Genomic DNA, 254 nt, shown 5'->3' on the forward strand with positions numbered 1-254 from the left:
TGAGGAAGCCTGTTTCGTCGATGACCAGGACCGCATCATCCGTGGCGAGGTTTTCTACGACATACTCTCGTACGATGATGCGCAGCTCATCTGCATCCCAGCGCCCGCGCCCCAGAATGGCTTGTTGCCGCCACGGACCGGAATCACCGGCCGCCTCAGCACGCATCCAACCAGTCGTCCGCCGCTCGTCACCCAGCAAACCGTCCAGGAAAAGGTTCGCAGAGGCTGCAACGCGCTCCTGCGTAAACAGTCCG

Annotated in this window: 1 protein-coding gene; it reads right to left on the reverse strand. The window is 61.4% G+C overall.

All coding sequences use genetic code 11. The annotated features are described in order from the left end of the window. Positions 1 to 250, reverse strand: a 250-nt coding sequence (locus HWD97_RS24385; RefSeq protein WP_371835827.1) for a transposase, incomplete at its 3' end; no start/stop codon positions are given. Between the last annotated feature and the right edge of the window lie 4 nt (positions 251 to 254).

This window comes from Ochrobactrum sp. C6C9, assembly GCF_022627935.1.
GTDB lineage: Bacteria > Pseudomonadota > Alphaproteobacteria > Rhizobiales > Rhizobiaceae > Brucella > Brucella teleogrylli.